The sequence below is a fragment of the Salipiger mangrovisoli genome (genome assembly GCF_015223355.1).
Taxonomy (GTDB): domain Bacteria; phylum Pseudomonadota; class Alphaproteobacteria; order Rhodobacterales; family Rhodobacteraceae; genus Salipiger; species Salipiger mangrovisoli.
In genome coordinates, this window is the sequence record NZ_JADFFK010000028.1 from 48,413 (window position 1) to 65,940 (window position 17,528).

4 protein-coding genes are annotated in these 17,528 nt (G+C 68.7%); 3 read left to right on the top strand and 1 reads right to left on the bottom strand.

Features of this window, described 5'->3' with window-relative positions:
* Positions 1 to 63 precede the first annotated feature (63 nt).
* Entirely contained in the window at positions 64 to 1,074 is a 1,011-nt protein-coding gene (locus tag IQ782_RS25650) for a helix-turn-helix transcriptional regulator (RefSeq protein ID WP_194137524.1), read from the top strand.
* Between the two features lie 45 nt (positions 1,075 to 1,119).
* Here the strand turns inward: IQ782_RS25650 and IQ782_RS25655 are convergent, their stop codons facing one another.
* The gene (locus tag IQ782_RS25655) at positions 1,120 to 1,863 is read right to left on the bottom strand and encodes a hypothetical protein (RefSeq protein WP_194137525.1); all 744 of its coding nucleotides are present in this window, start codon (positions 1,861 to 1,863) and stop codon (positions 1,120 to 1,122) included.
* Between the two features lie 676 nt (positions 1,864 to 2,539).
* Here IQ782_RS25655 and IQ782_RS25660 point away from each other — a divergent pair.
* Both IQ782_RS25660 and IQ782_RS25665 read left to right on the top strand, forming a co-directional pair.
* A complete protein-coding gene (locus IQ782_RS25660; RefSeq protein WP_194137526.1) occupies positions 2,540 to 16,153 on the top strand; it encodes a DUF4347 domain-containing protein in 13,614 nt (4,537 codons plus the stop codon).
* Positions 16,154 to 16,417: 264 nt separating this feature from the next.
* Positions 16,418 to 17,416, top strand: coding sequence for an IS30 family transposase (locus tag IQ782_RS25665; RefSeq protein WP_194137527.1), 999 nt, complete (start codon positions 16,418 to 16,420; stop codon positions 17,414 to 17,416).
* Positions 17,417 to 17,528 lie beyond the last annotated feature (112 nt).

Consider the following 17,528-nt stretch of genomic DNA (forward strand, 5'->3'; position numbering starts at 1 on the left):
GCTAGCCTTGCGATCCGCGGCGTTAACCCCCCATATGGGGGGTAAATCGGGAAGAAATTGCGGATGGCGGACGAAAAAGAGATCCTCGCGGCGCTGTTTGCCGCATCCTTGGGCAGCGACCCCGAGGCGCCGGAAACCTCGGGCGAGGCGCTGTGGCAGGGATTCCTCGCCCGGCTCGCCGCCGCCACCCATGCCGAGAGCGCGCTGCTGCGCCTCGCCTTTCCGGGCCGTCCGGCAGAGGGCTGGCAGGTCGGCCTGGCCTGGGAGGGGGTCGAGGAAAGCGTGGTCGAGCGCATGCGCAGCGGCCGGGTCTACTCGCAGGTGGATCTGCCCGGCGGCGCGGGCGGGCCGCCGCTGCGGGCGCTGCGCTGGCGCATCGGCCGCGAGGCGCGGGTGCTGATCGCGCTGCGCCGCCGCGGCGAGGATTTCCGCGCGGTGGACGGGCTGCAGCTGGCCAATCTCACCCCCTATCTCGGCGTCGCGCTCACCGGCTGGCGGCAGCTCGAGGCCGCGCGCACCCGCGCCGCGCGCGACCGCCAGCTGGCGGCGGCGCTGGGGGCGGGCTGGCTGCTGCTGGCGCCCTCGGGGCAGGTGCTGGAGCTGGCCGAGGGGCTGGCGGGCTGGCTCGAGACCGAGGCCGGCATCGCGCTGCGCCCGGACGGGCGGCTGTCGCTCTCGGAGCCCGCCGCGCAGGAGCTGCGCCAGGCGCTGGCGGCGGCAGCCCAGGGCCGGGCGCGGCGGGTGATGCTGGCGGCCGAGCCGGCGGTGGAGCTGTGGCTGGCGCCCGAGAGCTGCGGCGGCGAGACCCGGCTGGTCGGCCGGCTGCGCCACGGGCTCTCGGCGCGCGGCCTGCCGCCGGGACGGCTCGCCGCCGGCTTCGGTCTGAGCCGCAGCGAGGCGCGGCTGGCGGCCTGCCTCTGTGACGGGCTCAGCCTTGCCGAGGCGGCCGAGGAGCTGGGCTGGACGCCGGAGACCGCGCGCAGCACCTCCAAGCAGGTCTTCGCCCGCATGGGCGTGCGCGGCCAGACCGGGGTCGTGCGGCGGGTGCTGGAAAGCGGGGTGTGGTGGGGCTGAGGGGCAGGGGGCGCGCCCGCCGCTCTGGCACGGCGGCGCGCCGGGTCAGCTGGTGCTGCGGCGATTGAGGCGCAGATCGAGGTCGTCGAACAGTCCCGGCTGCTCGATCGCCGCGGCGAAGGGCGGAAGGATCGAGCCCTGCGTCGCCAGCGCCGCATCGTAATCGATCACCTGGACCGGGCCGATGGCGCGCCAGAAGGCGAGCAGCGCGGCGCGGTCGTAATACCATTCGCCATCGGTGCTGGCGGCATCGGGCAGCGCCTTTTGCAGCTCCCACATGCCGCTCTTGCTCAATTGGTCGCGGCGCGAGGCGCGCCAGTCGGCGTCGTTGCGCAGCACCAGGATCGGCACGATGCGGGCGAACTTCTGGCCCAGCGTCGACAGCAGCGCATGCGCCTCTATGGTCTCGCGCAGCAGGCAGAACTCCTCGCTGCTGGCGACCATGTCGGCACCGCCGAGCTGCCAGTGCTCGGCCGCGAGCTCGTGGCGGAACCCGGCCAGATCCGGCACCTGCGTCATCTCCGCGACCCGCGGCGTGGTGCGCAGCCCGGCACGGATGAACAGATTGGCCAGCCCCCAGGCGTTCTCCTGCGGATAGAGCCGCAGCCCGGCCTCGCGCAGCGCTCCTTCACGCAACCGCAGCGCGCGCTGGATCGAGGTGGTGCCGGTCTTATGGGTGCCCACATGCAGCCAGAGCGTGCCGCCCTGCGGCGAGGGAGACGGCGGATGAGGGCGCGCAGCGGGGATCGGGGCGGCAGTCTGGACTGGCGCGGGGGCAGCTCCGGGCATGAGATCTTAACACAACGTTAATTTTTACGGGAACGCGGGATTCCCTAAGGGCAAAATGTCATCCCGTAAAGGGGGAGAGGTGGATTTGCGAAATATTCGATGTGTCGCCTATTCGACATTCGGGGGTACTGTCGGAAACCGATGCCAAGAAATGTCGCCTGCGCGACATTTCTCGCGAAGTCCCTTCGATGTCGAATCAACTTGGAAATTTAATTCTGTATTTTAGATATCTCGTAAAAAGAATATGTCTTTTGTGTGGCAGAATGATCCGGACTTTGAGGCACCCCTTACTGTTTCGTCAGGTTACACAATTAAAGGTTGTTTGGACCCTATAACATGCGAAGGTTGGAATGCAAAAAGTGATCTTTCTCAGGATTGCAATTGTTGACGAGGCGGTAACCGGTCGTTAATCAAAGTTAACGATTGCCGTGTGTGGTCGCGTAAAGTGTTAAATGGTAAGGGGCAAGACCTCGGGCTCAAGGGGCGGGCCGCGAGGATAATATCGAAAAATCCAGCAAACGAGATGCCGTCCGGCGTATCCGGAGGGATGCTCTTTCTCTTGCATTGATATGCGGAGAGAGACGGCTGATCTGTGCTGTCTTGTCAAAATACCAAGAAGAATTCCCGGGGTCCGAGCAGTTTCGGCGACCCTGCTGTTTACCTGTGGAGAGTCAAAATGTCGAATATCTCTTGCGATAAAACCCAGATTGCATTTATTGATTCTGGCGCTTCTGATCTCGATATAATCTCGAATATTTTGAAAAATAAATGCGAGGTTGTTCAAATTGGCGAGACCTCTGACCCTCTGCAGGCGATGGCCGATGCGCTGAGCACGCGCGCGCCGGTCGACACCGTCCATGTCATCACTCACGGCACCCCCGGCGCGCTGGTTTTCGGCGGCCGGGTTTTCGACATCGCGGTTCTTGATCACTACGCCGACACGCTGGCCGCGCTTGGGGGCGCGCTCGGCGGCGGCGACATCCTGCTCTATGGCTGCCGCACCGGCGCCGGCGAGACCGGCCGGGCCTTCGTGGCCCGCCTTGCCGAGCTGACCGGCGCCGCGGTGGCCGCCGCCGAGGGCCCGGTGGGCGCCGCGGCGCTTGGCGGCTCGTGGGATCTGTCGGTGACTTCGGGCGCGCCGCGCTCCGTGGCGCTGGAGCTGCCCGAGTTCGAGGGCGTGCTGGCCAGCGGCATCCTGCAGAACCGCTACGTGCGGTTCGGCTATTCCGACGACGGCACGCTGGGCTACGGCGGCAACACCTCGCCGGGCATCCAGTACGATCCCGAGGGCGAGGGCAACTTCCTCAGCACCGCGGACTCGCTGACCCCCGGCTCCCCCTACGAAGGCTTCACCCTCTCCATCGGGGGCACGCTCTATTCCGAGAACAACGCCTCCAGCGGCGGCGCCGCGACCGCGGGCACCGTGCTGGTGTCGACCGATTTGACCACCGAGGGCGGCAACACCTGGGGCTCGGTCACCTACCGCAGCGAATTCGGCGGGCTGATCGTCGAGCAGACCTACACGCTGGCCAGCGCCGATTCCCAGGTCATTACCATGTCGGTGACGGTGACCAACGCCACCGACGGCACCGTCTACGATGTCGACTACGCGCGGTTCACCGACCCGGATGTGGATTCCAACGGCCTGGCGGGATCGACCACCAACACGGCGAACGACCGCGGCGCCGAGGGCATCGATGCCGAGGACATCGTGCTTGCGACCGGGCCGGTCAGCGGCCGCGTGATCGGCATCTATTCGGACAGCACGTTCACCCATAACACCGGCGTGACCCGCCCGTGGAGCAATGACCCGGCCAGTTACCTGTCGGGCGTGGATGGCGACGGCAGCAGCAACAGCGACTCCGTCATCGGCATGGGCTTCGACCTCGGCGATTTCGCCGCCGGCGAATCCAAGACCTTCTCCTTTGCCTATGTGTTCTCGGCGAGCGCCGCCGACCTGGCGGACTCGGTGGCCGAAGTGCCGCCGTCGAACGCCGCGCCGACGCTGACCGACATTGCCGTGGTCGACAGCACGCTCGAGGACACCCAGCTCGAGATCACCTATGCCGCTCTGGCGGCGCAGGCCGACGAGGCGGATTCCGACGGGACCGTCGTCGCCTTCTCGGTCACCGCGGTGACCAGCGGCACGCTGCTGATCGGCACCAGCCTCGAGACCGCCACCGCCTGGGCGGTCGGCAGCAACGACCGGATCACCGACACGCTCAACGCCTATTGGACGCCGGGCGCCGACGAGAACGGCACGCTGGATGCGTTCAGCGTCGTCGCCGTCGATGACGCGGGCGCCACCTCGGGCACGGCGCAATCGGTGCAGATCGACGTGACGGCGGTCAACGACCGCATCGTGCTGGCCGCGGCCAGCGTCGACATGCCCAGCGTGCAGGAAGATTCCACCGACCGCCCCGGTGCCACCGTTGATGCGCTGCTCGCGCCGATCGCCTCGGATGCCGACGCCGGTGACGGGCTGGCCGGCATCGCCATCACCGCCAATGCCACCGACGGCGAAGGCAGCTGGCAGTACAGCACCGATGGCGGCAGCAGCTGGTTCGATCTGCCCGCGGTGAGCCTCGACGCGGCGCTGACCCTCGACGCGGGCGCCCGCCTGCGCTTCGTGCCGGCGGCCGATTACAATGGCGACGTGCCGGCGCTGACCGTCTATGCGCTCGATGGCAGCTATGCCGGCGATTACACCGATGGCGCCGCCACCGCCGTCACCGACGCCTCGGCGCCCGCCGCCGACGGCCCGTTCAGCGAGACCACGGTCACCATCGGCGGCGACGTCGCCGCGGTGAACGATGCGCCGGTGTTCACCTCGACCCTCACCCCGGTGTCGATCACCGAGACCGCCGCCGCCGACAGCGCGCTGGCGGACCTCGTGGTCACCGGCAGCCTGAGCCAGAACCTCACCGCCACCGACGTCGACAGCGAGGCGCTTGCGTTCTCGATCCGCGGCGGCACGCTGAGCGATGGCGTCTGGACGCTCGAGGGGCGCTATGGCGTGCTCACCCTCGATACCGCGACCAACACCTGGAGCTACGCGCCCACCCATTGGACCGCGATCAACGCCCTCTCCGAGGGGCAGGTTGCCAATGACGTGTTCACGCTGCGGGTGGCCGACGAGCAGGGGGCCTCGAGCACTCAGGAGCTCAGCGTCAGCCTGACCGGCGCCAACGACACGCCGGTGATCACGGCGGCGATTGCCGACCAGAGCTTCGAGGGCGAGGGCAGCTGGGTCTACCAGCTGCCCGCCGCCACCGTCTTCGACGCCGAGGGAACCGGGCTGACCTATGCCGCCACGCTGGTCGACGGGGCGGATCTGCCGTCCTGGCTGAGCTTCGACGAGGCCAGCCGCACCTTCTCGGGCAACCCGCCCGCCGGCTGGAGCGACGCCAGCCTGGACATCGAGGTCACGGCCACCGACGCGGACGGTGCGTCGGTCTCCGACAGCTTTACCCTCACCCTGTCGGGCACCGGCAACCAGGCCCCGGTGGTCGTGACCCCGCTGGGCTGGACCGCGGTGGATGCGCCCTCCGAGGTGACCAGCGTCACCTTCTCGGGCATGCTGGGCGGCCAGACCATCGTCTTTGATGGCAATGAGGTCACCCTGGGCGATAACGCCAGCGGCGCCGATGTCGCCAGCGCGGCGGGCACCGCCATCACCGCAGACGGCGCGTCGGGCTATGCGGCCGCCGCCGACGGCAGCAGCCTCACCCTGACCGCCAAGGCCGAGGGCGCCCGCAGCGACTTCACCGATGGCGACACGATCGAGATCGACGGCGGCTCCTATACCGTCCGCATCGACACCGCCGGCGTGACCGAGACCGCCGAGACCGCCGCGGTGCAGTTTCAGGCCGTGGCGGGGGTCGACACGATCACCTTCGACGGCGTGGAGATCACCGTCACCGGTCTGACCGCATCGGAGATCGCCGCGGCCGTGGCCGAGGCGGTCACCGGCACCGGCGCGTGGGACGCCGTGGTCGACGGCACCTATAGCGACACCGTCACCCTGACCGCCCGGACCGGCGGCAACCAGACCGATGTCACCGCCGCCGACTTCGCGGTCACCGCCAGCACCATCGCTTCGGAGGTGTCGGTCGACACCGACGGCACTGCCGAGGTGCTCTCGACGGTGGTGTTCGACGTTGCGAACGAAGAAGCCGCGACCGCCGGCACGCTGGCCTTCAACAGCTCCGAGAATGGCGCGATCAACATCGACGTCTCGGCCGCCATCGACGGCAGCACGCTTGCCGGCATTCTCAACGGTGACAGCACCTTCAGCGATGCCGGCTTTACCGCCGCATGGGCCGATGGCGCGCTGACCATCACCGCCGCGGCGGGCGATGACATCTCCGGTCCGGTGCTGCTCGACGAAGGCACCCCGGCAGGGGAACTGGGCACCGCCGGCACCCCGGTGGCGCACAGCGAGACGCTGCCGACCCTCACCTTCGACGTGAGCGGTCAGGCCGTCGGCGACGTGGCGGAGTTCACCCTGACCTCGAGCAACGGCACGCTGACCCTCAGCGGCTTGTCCGAGGCCCCCGACTGGGGGAGCTTCCCCGAGACGCTCAACGCCATCAGCGCGTTCACCGACGCCGGGTACTCGGCCGCCTACGACAGCGAGACCGCGACGCTGGTGATCACCGGCAACGCCGATGAGGCCATCACCGGCGGCGCGCTCAACGACAGTGGCAGCGCTCCGCTCGTCACCAGCACGGACACCGGCGCATATTCGGAGACCCCGAGCAGCGTCACCATCGACATCCTCGACACCGACGCGGGCAATGCGGCAACGCTGACCCTGACGCTGAGCGCCGGCGAGCCGGTGGTGATCGACGTGGCGGCGGCCACGAATGGCACCACGCTCGCCGCCGCGATCGACGCCATCGACGGCTATGCCGCAAGCTACTCGGATGGCACGCTCACCATCACGCTCGACAGCGACGTCGCGGGCGATCCGTCGATCACCGACGCCGCGCTGGAGACCGCCGAAGTGGCCCCGGCCGCGATCGACGACACGCCCACGGTGACCGCCTATGCCGCGGCGACCCCCGAGGTCGTCACGGTGACCTTCACCGACGCCGCCGGCACCACGCAGATCGATTTCGACGGCACCAGCGTCACGCTCGACGGGGACGAAGGCGCCATCGATGTGGCCGCCGCCTTCGCCGGCGAGAGCTTCAGCAACTGGACCGTGGTCGACAACGGCGACGGCAGCGTCACGCTGACCGCCGCGAGCACCGGCAACCTGACCGATCTGACCACCGCCGATTTCGCCAATGTCACCTCGCTGGCCAGCAATGTGGCTGTCACCGACGGCATCGACGGCGTGGCGCAGGTCGTCACCCTCGACTTCAGCGGCGCGCATGGCGGCGCCAGCTTCACCATCGACGGCACCGAGATCACCGCCGGCGACGCGGTGACCGCCGCCGAGATCGCCGCGGGCCTCGCCAGCGGCAGCTTCGACGGCTACGAGGTCGTGTCGAACGACGGCGGCACGCTGGTGCTGCGCGCGAAAGAGGGCGGCGCACAGGCCGACCTCACGGAGGCGGCCTTCGAAGTCCGCTCCGGCGACGACGTGGTGGCGCAGGACGTGATCGACGACATCACCGTCGACACCCAGGGCGCGGGCTGGAGCTACGAGGTCCCGACCGGCACCTTCAGCGATCCCGATGGTGATCCGCTGACCTATGCCGCCTATATGGTCAGCATCGATCCCGAGACCGAGGCACGGGTCTACACCCAGATCAACATTGCCACCGCGCCGGGGATTGCCTTCGATGCCGACACGCTGACGCTGTCGGGCGATGGCACCGTGCCGCTCAACACGGTGATCGAGATCCAGGCCCTGGACGCGGTCTCCGGCGGCATCGCCAGCAGCCAGTTCCAGCTGGTGGTCTACAACGACAGCGCCGAAGACGGCCTGGCCGCGGTCGCGGGCGCGGTGCCCGCCGCGGTCGCCTTCAGCAACGGGGCCGGCGCGGGCAGCTACACGCTCGCCGCGGGCGCCTTCGACTACATGTCCGACAGCGACGGCGGCCTGACCTACAGCGCCGAGCTCGCGAACGGCGAGGCGCTGCCGGAGTGGCTGAGCTTCGATGCCGCCACCGCCACCTTCACCGGCAACCCGCCGGCGGGCACCGGCACTGTGTCGGTCACCGTCACCGCCACCGATGGCAGCGCCTTTGCCGAGGTCAGCTTCGATCTGACCGTGGCCGGCGAGCCCAACGATCCGCTTGCGCTGGTCTCGGGCGGACTTGCCGACCAGAGCGCCGCGGTGGTCGGCGACGGCGGCGTCGTCTCCATGACCTTCGCCAAGCCGTTCACCGATCCCGACGGGCAGGCCGACGGCACGCCGACGCTGGACGGGATCAGCTACGCCGCGCTGGTGCAGACCGCCGACGGCCTGGTCGATGTTGCGGAGATCGGGCTGACGCTGGAGGAAGACCCCGCGGACACCGGCCGGTTGATCCTCTCGGGCACCCTCGTGGGCGAATTCGCCAGCCTCGACATCGTCATCCGCGGCACCGAGGACACCGGCGGCAGCACCGCCGAGACCAGCTTCACCCTGGCGGTGAACGACGTGGCGGCCAGCGGCGAGAACATCTCGGCCTGGAGCGCCAACGCCGCCGGCAGCCTCGGCATCTCGGGCACCCCCGAGGAGGACGCGGAGCTGACCGCCAGCCTGCCGACCGATGCCGATGGCCTGGGCGCCGGGGATGTCACCTACCAGTGGCAGGTGTCGATCGACGGTGTCTGGACCGACATCATCGGTGCCACCGAAGCCAGCTTCACCCCCGGCGATGCCGAGGCCGGCCGCGACGTGCGCGTGCAGGCCTTCTACACCGATGCGGGCGGCGCCTCCGAGAACCCGGTTTCGGACGCGGTGAGCGTGGCCAACGTCAACGACGAAGGCGCGGTGAGCCTCATCTCGGCCGGCGTGGCCGTGGGCTCGGTCTGGACCTCGACGCTGGCCGACGGCGACGGGCTGATCGATGCCGCCCCGAGCTACCAGTGGCAGCGCGCCGACAGCGCCGAAGGCTCCTACAGCGACATCGGTGGCGCCAGCTACGGCAGCTACACGCTGACCGAGGCCGACAGCGGCATGTTCCTGCGCCTGGTGGCCAGCTACACCGACGACCAGGGCACCGAAGAAACGGTGGTCTCGGCACCGCGCAAGGTCGATCTTTCCGCCGCCGCCCCGGTTGCGGGCAACGACAGCGCCGCGATCACCGAGGCCTCGGGCGCCGAGAACGCCACCCCCGGCACCGCGATGCCGCTGACCGGCGATCTGCTGGCCAACGACAGCGACCTCAACGACGGCGACCTGCTGAGCGTGACCTCGCTGCGGGCCGGTGACCGCGAAGGCATCGGCCGCCCGGCGGCGCAAAGCGACGGCAGCCTGGTGATCACCGGCCTTTACGGCACGCTCACCGTCGATATGGCGACCGGCGCCTACAGCTACGAGCTGGATCAGGACAATGCCTCGGTGCAGGCGCTGAACATCGGCGCGACGCCGCTGGTCGAGGCGTTCAACTACACCGTCTCCGACCAGACGCTGCTGAGCGACACCGCCGTGCTGAGCATCGAGATCACCGGCGCCAACGACCTGCCGACCCTGTCGGGCATCGTCGGCACGACCTCGGTGACCGAGGACAGCGCCACCCGGCTCGACCTGCTCGACAGCCTCGTGCTGGGCGATCCCGACAGCGCCGCGGTCAGCTTCACGCTCACCGTCGACAGCGGCACGCTGGCGATCAGCGGTGCCCCGGCGCAGGTGCTGGCCGATGCCGGCATCACCGTCACCGGCAACCACAGCGGCACGCTCACCCTGTCGGGGGCCAGCGCCGACTCGCTGCAAGGCTGGCTGCTGGACAATGGCGTCTATTACACCACCGCGCCGAACCAGACCGGCGCGGCGGCGACGCTGAGCTACAGCCTGGCGGACGAGGAGGGCAGCACGCTGGCCTCCGAGACCACCACGCTCGACGCCGCGGCGACCAATGACGCGCCGATCGTCGACGCCAGCGGCCCGTCCTTCACCCAGGGCGATGCCGAAACCCCGGCCACGGCGCTGATCAGCTTCCGTCCGACCGGCAGCGCGCAGACGCTGGACTTCGATGGCGTCAGCCTCGAGATCGCGGCCGGCAGCACCGCCGCCGAGATCGCCGCGCTGTTCGCCGCGCAGAGCTTCGACGGCTGGAGCGCCGCGCAGATCGACGGCGGCGAATGGGTGGTCCTGACGGCGCTGGCCACCGGCGAGACCCCGGCGCTCACCGCCGGTGACTTCCTCGATGGCGCAGGCGCGGACTCGGCGCTGGTGTTGACCGGCGCGGGCAACGACAGCGACGTGCGCTTCTCGGCGCGCGGCGAGGCGGTGCTCATCGCCCCGAGCCTGACGCTCTCCGACCTCGACGGCACCGAGCTCGCCTCGGCCACCGTGGAGCTGACCGAGGGCGTGTTCGACAACCAGTTCGGCACCAACTTCGAGACGCTGTCGCTCAGCGCGGCGGCGCAGGCGGCCGCCACCGAGGCGGGGCTGACGGTGGAGATCACCACCGATGCCAGCGGCTCGGTGGTCAGCATCACCGGCACGGCCTCGCATGCGGTCTACGAGACGGTGCTGCGCGGCATCAGCTACGACAACAGCAACCCCAACGCCTATGTCGGCACCCGCGAGGCGGTGATCACCGTCACCGATGCCGAGGGTCAGACCTCCAATGCCGCCTCGGTTGCGCTCACCGAGGACAATGACGACATCGCCGTTGGCCAGCGCATCTTCCTCGATGGCGTCGACACCGGCGCCACCGTGGCCAGCGTCGAGGACGGCCGGCACTTCACCGCCAGCACGCCGCTCGACGGGGTGACCGCGGGCGCGGCGCTGAGCTTCTACAGCGGCGAGACCGAGGTGACCTCGGCCAGCGCGGTCGCCGGTCATTCGGCCACCGTCACCATCGGCGTGATCTGGGCGCCCTATGTCGACCTCAACGGCGCGGCAGCGGGCACCGACCATGTGATCAGCTACATCGAGCAGTCGCCCTCGGTGGCCATCGCCACCTCGGATGCGCAGATCCTCGATCAGGACGGGCTCACCCAGACCCTGACCGTCACCCTGCAGGACACGCCGGACAACGACGGCGAGACCATGCTGGAGTATCTCACGGTCTCCGACACGGTCCTCGCCTGGCTGGATGCGCGCGGCATCACCATCGCCGCCACCGACGGCGTCAGCGGTCTGGGCGGGCTTTCGCAGGCCACCTATGTGACCTTCGAAGCCGTCGGGGGGGCTGCATCGACCAGCTTCCAGGTGGCGCTGCGCGGCGTGCGCTACGTCAACACCGACGATGATCCCGACACGTCGGCACGCAGCGTGACCGTCGAGACCGTCGACACCGACGGCAACGTCGGCCTCAGCGCCGAGACCACCCTCACCCCGGTGGCGGTCAACGACGCGCCGGTCGGCATCGACAGCACGGTCAGCGGCGCCGAAGACACCGCCTATGTCTTCGCGGTCGGGGACTTCGGCTTCAGCGATCCGCTCGACGGCGGCGCCGACGATCTGGCGGCGGTGGTGATCAGCACCCTGCCGGCAAGCGGCACGCTGCTGCTGGACGGCGCAGCGATCGAGGCCGGCACCTCGGTGAGCCGCGCGCAGATCGCGGACGGCCTGCTCAGCTACGCCCCGGCGCAGGACGCCAGCGGCGCGGCGGCGGCAAGCTTCACCTTCCAGGTGCAGGATGACGGCGGCACCGCCAACGGCGGCGTCGATCTCGACGCCACCCCGGCGACGCTGACCATCGACCTCGACCCGCGCAACGATGCGCCGGTGCTGAGCGAGGGCGCCGTCGAGGCCACCTCGATCACCGAGGATGCCACCGAGACCGCCGGCCAGACCGTGGCGGCGCTGCTCTCCGACGCCAGCATCAGCGACGTCGACACCGGTGCGCACAGCGCCGACAACGGCACGCTGTCGGGCATGGCGATCCATGGCGCCGGCTTCGACGGGGCCGGCGGCGGCGACTGGCAGTACAGCCTCGACGGCGGCGACAGCTGGAACACCATCAGCCTCGCCGAGGGCGAGGTGCTGCTGCTGGCCTCGGACGATCTGCTGCGCTTCGTGCCCGACGAGATGAACGGCACCACCGCGACGCTCGACTATTACGCCTGGGACCAGGCGAGCGGCGAAAGCGGCGACGTGGTCGCGGCGGTTGCCGGCGCCGGGAACGCCGCGAACCGCGGCGGCGAGAGCGCCTTCTCGACCGCCTCGGGGCAGGTCACGCTTGAGGTCACCGACGTCAACGACGCCCCGGTGGTCACCAGCGCGACACCGGCGCAGACCCTCGCCGAGGACGGCACGCTGACCATCGCCGGCCTGTCGCTGGAGGATGTCGACGTCTCCGAGCGCGCCACCGAAACCGCGGCCGACGCGGTGCTGACGCTGACCGTCTCGGTGAGCAACGGCACGCTGGCCTTCGACGATGCCGAGGGGCTGAGCTTCGATGCCGGCTCCAATGGCGAGAGCGCATCGCTCACCGTCTCGGGCACGCTGGCCGCGCTCAACGCGGCGCTGACCGGGCTGGCCTACAGCCCGGAGGCGGACTTCCACGGCAGCGACACGCTGTCGCTGTCGGTCTCCGACAACGGCCTCGAAGGCGCGGGCACGGCCCTGATCGGCACCGGTTCGGTGGCGCTCACCGTGACCCCGTCCAACGATGCGCCGGTGCTCGGCGACGGCGATGTCGAGGCGACCTCGATCACCGAGGATGAGGTCGCCAACGCTGGCCAGACCGTGGGCTCCCTGCTCTCGGCGGCCACCGTCACCGACGTCGACACCGGCGATCACGCCGCCGACAACGGCACGCTTTCGGGCATGGCGATCCACGGCACCGGCGTCGACGGCAATGGCTCGGGCGACTGGCAGTACAGCCTCGACGGCGGCGACAGCTGGAACACGATCAGCCTCGCCGAGGGCGAGGTGCTGCTGCTGGCCTCGGACGATCTGCTGCGCTTCGTGCCCGACGAGATGAACGGCACCACCGCGACGCTCGACTATTACGCCTGGGACCAGGCGAGCGGCGAAAGCGGCGACGTGGTCGCGGCGGTTGCCGGCGCCGGGAACGCCGCGAACCGCGGCGGCGAAAGCGCCTTCTCGACCGCCTCGGGGCAGGTCACGCTTCAGGTCACCGACGTCAACGACGCGCCGGTGGTCACGGTGGACGGCACGGGCACCTTCTACGCCCGCGGCGAGGCGGCGGCGCTGTTCGGCGACGCCGGCGTGAGCCTGAGCGACGTCGACACCGGCGACACCATCGAGGGCGCCATCGCGCTGCTCAACCCCGGCACCACGCTGGATAACGCCTTCGGCACGATCTACGAGACCATCACCTCGACCGGGGGCGCGGGCTTCACCGCCTCCAGCGGCACCGAGCTGACCATCACCGGCACCGGCACCCTCGATGATCCGCTGATCATCTCGGGCACCGGCAGCTTGGCCGACTACGAGGAAGCGCTGGAAAGCCTGCGCTACGAGAACACCAACCCCAACGCCTTTGCCGGCGCGCGGGAAGTGGTCGTGCAGGTCGTGGATGGCGCCGAGACGGCCTCGGCACCGGTGGTCTTCACCTTCGCGGTGGAATGGTCGACGGTGGTCGATCTCAACGGCAGCGTCGAGGGCCGCGACTACCAGGTCAGCTATGTCGAGAACGCGCCGGGCATCGCCATCGCCGCCTCGGATGCCGAGCTGATCGACCAGGAGGGCAACACCGACCAGGTGGTGCTGACCCTGACCGACGCGGTCAACGGCAGCGACGAGCGCCTGTCGATTTCTCCGGCGCAGGTCGCCACCTTCGCGGCGCTGGGGATCACGGTGGTGGGCAACAACACCCACCAGCTGACGCTCACCGCGGCGGCAGGCGGGCTCGACCCGACCTACTTCCAGCTGGCGGTGCGCTCGGTGCGCTACGTCAACGACTCCGACGTGCCGACCGACGCGGCCCGCCACGTCGAGATCACCGCGACCGACAGCGACGGCAACCCCGGCGTTTCGGCCACCACGACGATCAACGTGCAGCCGGTCAACGATGCGCCGGTGGAGAGCGTGCAGATCGTCAACACGGCCGACGGGCGTGACACCACCGACGCGCAGGTCGGCGACACGCTGACCATCGCAGGTGTGATCGACGATGCCGACGGCCTGCCGGAGGCGCCGACCTCGATGGAATGGCTGCGCGACGGCGAGGTGGTGCAGACCGTCACCGGTCCGGAGGACTTCGCCTATGTGCTGGATCGCGACGACGTCGGTCATCAGATCAGCTTCCGTGTCGTCTACACCGATCTCGGCGGCACCGAAGAGGAGATCGTGACCGCACCGACGGCGGCGGTGATCAATGTCAACGAGGCCCCGGTCGCCGACGACCCGGCGCCCTCGGACAGCACGCAGGACGATGTGACCGATGCGGTCAGCTTCGATCTGCTGAGTGCGGTCAGCGACATCGACGCCGATTACGATCTCGACACGCTGGCGATCACCGCGCTCACCTTCACGGTGAACGGCGCAGCGACCGGCAACGCGGGCACCGATCTGCCCGAGGGCGTGAGCGTCGTGGATGGCACGCTGAGCGTCGATCCGACCGCCTATGCGGATCTTCTGGAAGGCGAGCAGGCGGTCATCGTGGCGCGCTACACCGTCACCGATACCGGCGGCCTGTCGGTCGTGCAGACCTACACGGTGACCATCGACGGCACCTTCGAGGCCGCCGAGATCATCGGCACCGAGGCCGGCGAGCGGCTCGAGGCGACGGCGGACGGCAACGTCGTCCGCGCGCTCGGCGGCGACGACACGCTGGTCAGCGGCGCGGGCGACGACTTCCTCATCGGCGGGGAAGGGGTCGACACGGCAGACTACGAAGGCGCGACCATGGGCGTCCGGGTCACCCTCTCCGCCACCGGGCCGCAGAACACCGGCCACGGCCGCGACTATCTGACCGGGATCGAGAACCTCTCGGGCAGCGCCTTCGGGGACCTGCTGATCGGCGACGATGTCGACAACGTCCTTGAAGGCCGTGCGGGCAACGACACGCTGCTGGGCGGCCTGGGGGCGGACAGCCTCTACGGCAACCAGGGCGAGGATATCCTCGACGGCGGGCTCGGCGACGACTGGCTGCACGGCGGGCAGGGCAATGACCTGGTGCTCGGCGGCGAAGGCGACGACACGCTGGCCGGCGGGCTCGGCGACGACACCGTCGACGGCGGCGAGGGCTTCGACCTGCTCGACTTCGTCACCGCCCGCGACGGCGTCACGGTGGACCTGTCGAACACCGCGGCACAGCTCGTCAGCGAGCATGAAGGCACCGACACCTACGTGAACATCGAAGGTGTTCTGGGCGGGGCGTTCGGCGATCACCTCACCGGCAATGCCGAGGCCAACCTGCTCGACGGCGATCACCTCACCGGCAATGCCGAGGCCAACCTGCTCGACGGCGGGCTGGGCGACGACATGCTGACCGGTGGCGCGGGCAACGACCTGCTGGTTGGCGGCCTGGGGGCGGACAGCCTCTACGGCAACCAGGGCGAGGATGTCCTCGACGGCGGGATCGGCGATGACTGGCTGCACGGCGGGCAGGGCAATGACCTGCTGCTTGGCGGCGCCGGCGACGACACGCTGGCCGGCGGGATCGGCGACGACACCGTCGACGGCGGCGAGGGCTTCGACCTGCTCGACTTCGTCACCGCCCGCGACGGCGTCACGGTGGACCTGTCGATCACCGGGGCACAGTTCGTCAGCGCCCGGGAAGGCACCGACACCTACGTGAACATCGAAGGTGTTCTGGGCGGGGCGTTCGGCGACCGGCTGCTCGGCAATGCCGAGGACAACCTGCTCGACGGCGGCTTCGGTGACGACACGCTGATCGGCCGCGACGGCGACGACACGCTGCTGGGCGGTGCTGGCGACGACGTGCTCTACGGCGGGCTCGGCGCGGATGTCCTGAGTGGCGGTGCGGGGGCGGATACCTTCGCCTTCGTCACACCGGAAGAGGGGGGCGACACCATCCTCGACTTCGACGCCTCGGAGGATGTGTTCCGCCTGAGCCTGGTCAACTTCTCGGGGATCAACCCCGTCGACCCGCTGTCGGGCAACCAGTTGCTCTGGGATGCCGAGGCCGGCACGCTGTCCTATGATGCCGATGGCCTCGGTGGCGCGGATGCCCAGCTCCTGGCCACGCTGCTGAGTGATGAGGAGATCACGCTGACCTCGGACAACTTCCTGTTCGTCTGATTTCGGTTGCTGACACACATCGTACGGGGGGCGCTCTTGCCCCCCGTACTTCGTTCTGGCGTCACGCGGCGATCGCAAAAGCGTTCGGTCTGCGCGGGAAGACGTCCCATGCGTGCAGGATGGGATGGCGGAGCATGCCCCCGTCCTGCGGCGGCCTGTATTTTACATAATAATACTTATTGGATAAGGAGAGGTGTGGCAGGCACATTCTAAACTGGGTTGCGACAAATCCCCTATCTTGCTGGAAAGCAAGAAGAACGGACGATGGCGCACAAAGAGTTGGACCTGCGTGAGCGGCGCAGGATCGAAGACCTGCTAAACGCAAAGCTGCCGGTCAGCTCGATTGCCGCAGAGATCGGTCGGCATCGTTCGACGGTCTACCGCGAGATCAAGCGTAATGCCTTTGCTGCAGACACTGACGAGGTCGCCTACCTCGATGGCTACTACGGCATGGTCGCGCAGCGCAAAGCCTCCCACCGCCGGGCCCGGAGGCGCAAGCTGATCCGGCTTGAGGATTTGCGCGAAGCCGTTGTCGACCGTCTCAAGGCTGGCTGGTCACCTGAGCAGATCGCCGGCCGGATTCGCTTCGAAGGTCTGCCCGTGACCGTCAGCCACGAGACCATCTACGCCCATGTCTATGGCCCCGAGGGTCGTGCCGAAGAGCTGGCGCGACATCTGCCGAGCCGGCGCAAGAAACGCAGGCCCCGGTATGCACGGCGGCCTCGCAACCCGGTCTTCCCGCCCGAACGCTCGATCCATCAGCGACCCGAGTACGTCAAAACACGGGAAACATTCGGAGAATGGGAAGGCGATCTGATGATCTTCGAGCGCGCGCAAGGCTCGATGAACGTCGCAACGCTGGTCGAGAGAAAGACCCGTTTCGCGGTCCTGTTCCGGAACAACGATCGCAGCTCCACGCACTTCATGAACAGCTTGATGAACGTGATGACGCCACTGCCCCGGGCGGCACGCAAGTCGATCACCTTCGACCGCGGCTTCGAGTTTCGCGACTGGAGAAAGCTCGAGGCGGGCATCGGGACAACCGCCTGGTTCTGCGACCCGCAGGCGCCCTGGCAGAAAGGCTCGGTGGAAAGCCTGAATGGACGGGCCCGCCGCTTCCTGCCCCGCGATACGTCTCTCGCATCGCTTTCGAGGCCCCAGATGAAGGCGATCAGCGAGAGACTGAATGCGACACCGCGGAAGTGCCTCGGATGGCGCACGCCAACGGAAGCCTTCAGAGAAGAAATGGTGAAACTGAGATAGCGGACCCTGTCGCAACGACCCTTGAGTTCACAGCAGTACGCGCCACCCCCAGGTGCTACGCCCATTAGAAAACAACTCTTTCTCTAATGGAGAGAGAGTCTGCCATGGCAGC